Source organism: Kineococcus vitellinus, from assembly GCF_009906315.1.
In the GTDB taxonomy this organism is placed as follows: Bacteria; Actinomycetota; Actinomycetes; order Actinomycetales; family Kineococcaceae; genus Kineococcus; species Kineococcus vitellinus.
On the sequence record NZ_JAAALL010000460.1, the window covers coordinates 1 to 2,227 of the forward strand.

Consider the following 2,227-nt stretch of genomic DNA (forward strand, 5'->3'; position numbering starts at 1 on the left):
TCCCGCCACCGATCGACGGAGATCCCGCGATGGAGAAGACCGCCCCCACCCCCGAGCAGCTGCGCCGCCGCTCCCTGCAGTCCGGCACCATCGGCGCGATCGTCGAGTGGTACGAGTACACGATCTACGGAACGGCCGCCGCGCTCGTGTTCGGCGGCCTGTTCTTCCCCAACCTCTCCAGCGGGGTCGGGCAGATCGTCTCCCTGGCCTCCTTCGGCGTCGGGTTCCTGGCCCGCCCGCTGGGGGCGGTCATCGCCGGCCACCTCGGTGACCGCATCGGGCGCAAGTCGACGCTCATCCTCACCTTCTCGGTGATGACGGTGGCGACCGCCGCCATCGGCCTGATGCCCACCTACGCCCAGATCGGCGTGGCCGCGCCGCTGCTGCTGTGCGTGCTGCGCCTGGCGCAGGGCTTCGCCGTCGGCGGTGAGTGGGGCGGAGCCGCGATCATCGCGGTCGAGAACGCCCCTCGCCGCCGCCGCGGGTACTTCGGTTCCTGGCCGCAGATCGGCGTGTCCGCCGGGTTGCTGCTGGGCACCGCCGCGGTGTCGCTGTCGGCGTGGATCTCCGGGGACGCCTTCGAGACGTGGGGCTGGCGACTGCCGTTCCTGCTCGCGATCGTGCTGGCCGTCGTCGGCCTGTACATCCGCCTGCGCGCCACCGAGAGCCCGGCGTTCCTGGCGGAGAAGGCGAAGATGGACGCGGAGATGCAGCAGCGCAAGGCGCCGGCCGTCGTGCTGGTCCGCGAGCACAAGCGCCCGCTGCTCATCGCGATCTTCGGGCGGTTCGCCGAGGCCGGGAACTACTACCTGTTCACCACCTTCATCCTCTCCTACGTCACGACGAACCTCGGCGCACCGCGCAGCTACGGTCTGACCGCCTCGATGGTCGGCGCCGCCGCGAACATCGCGCTCATCCCCGTCTTCGGGGCGCTCTCGGACCGCATCGGGCGGCCCAGGACCTTCCTCATCGGCGCGGGGATCATCGTGGTCACCACCTGGCCGATCTTCGCGCTCGTGCAGACGGGGCAGTTGTGGGCGATCACCCTCGGCGTCGTCATCTTCATGGCGCTCGGGCACGCGATGGTCTACGCACCGCTGCCCGCCCTGTACTGCGAGATGTTCCCCACGGCCGTGCGCTACTCCGGCATCTCCATCGGCTACCAGATGGCCTCGATCCTGCTGGCCAGCTTCGCGCCCGCGCTGGCCGCCGCGATGGTGCTGTGGGCCGACGGCAGCCTGTGGGCGGTGATCGTGTTCGCCATCGCCTGCACCCTGGTGGCGATCGTCGCGATCTCCTTCGCTCCGGACCGGCGCCACCTGGAGCTCGACGAGATCGACGTGCGCACCGTCGAGGGCGCCGCCGCCTCGCCCGCGAGCTCGTGAGCGCGGCGTGAGAGCTGCGGAGGACGTCGTCGGCGGACGCACCGCCCTGGTGACCGGAGCCGGCAACGGGCTGGGACGGGCCATCGCGCTCGCCCTGGCCGGGCACGGCGCCCGCGTCGTCCTCGTCGGCCGCCAGGAGGACCCGCTGCGGCAGACCGCCGCGCTGATCGGGCCGACGGCCCGGATCGCGACCTGCGACGTCGCCGACCCCGCCTCGGTGCAGGCCCTCGCCGACGGTCTGGCGGGCGAGGAGATCTCCATCGTGGTCAACAACGCGGGCATCGCCGGGCCGGTCGCCGACCTGACCGAGGTCCAGCCGCACGAGTGGGACGAGGTGTTCGCCGTCAACGTGCGCGGCACCTACCTGGTGTGCCGAGCCTTCCTGCCGCCGATGCTGGCACGCGGGGCCGGTGACGTGGTGAACATCGCCTCCGTCAGCGGCAAGCGCCCGCTGCCGGGGCGCACGCCCTACACCGCCTCCAAGATGGCGGTGCTCGGGTTGACGACCACGTTGGCCCACGAGGTCGGTCCGGCCGGCGTCATGGTGAACTCCGTCTCGCCCGGTCCTGTGGCAGGAGATCGGATGACCCGCAACTTCGCCCGCGAGGCGCAGCGCACCGGCACGAGCCCGGCGCAGGCCGAGGAGCAGTTCGTCGCCCGCGCTGCGCTGCGGCGCATGGTCACCGCCGAAGAGGTGGCCACGGCGACGGTGGCGGTGCTGTGCATGCCCGGCCTCTGCGGCGCCGACATCGACCTGTCGGCAGGCATGGTCGCCCGCTGAGGGAGGTCGAGGCGGCACCGCTGCGCAGGACGGCGAGCGTCGGCACCGCGCGCTGCACGGT

2 protein-coding genes are annotated in these 2,227 nt (G+C 72.1%); both read left to right on the forward strand.

Features of this window, described 5'->3' with window-relative positions; translation table 11 throughout:
- Positions 1-29: 29 nt before the first annotated feature.
- Positions 30-1,385 (forward strand): MFS transporter, encoded by a 1,356-nt coding sequence (locus GTQ99_RS22410; protein WP_166617887.1) that lies wholly within the window; start codon positions 30-32, stop codon positions 1,383-1,385.
- 7 nt (positions 1,386-1,392) lie between these two features.
- Positions 1,393-2,166, forward strand: a complete 774-nt coding sequence (locus tag GTQ99_RS22415) for an SDR family NAD(P)-dependent oxidoreductase (protein ID WP_166617888.1) — start codon at positions 1,393-1,395, stop codon at positions 2,164-2,166.
- The last annotated feature ends 61 nt before the right edge of the window (positions 2,167-2,227 follow it).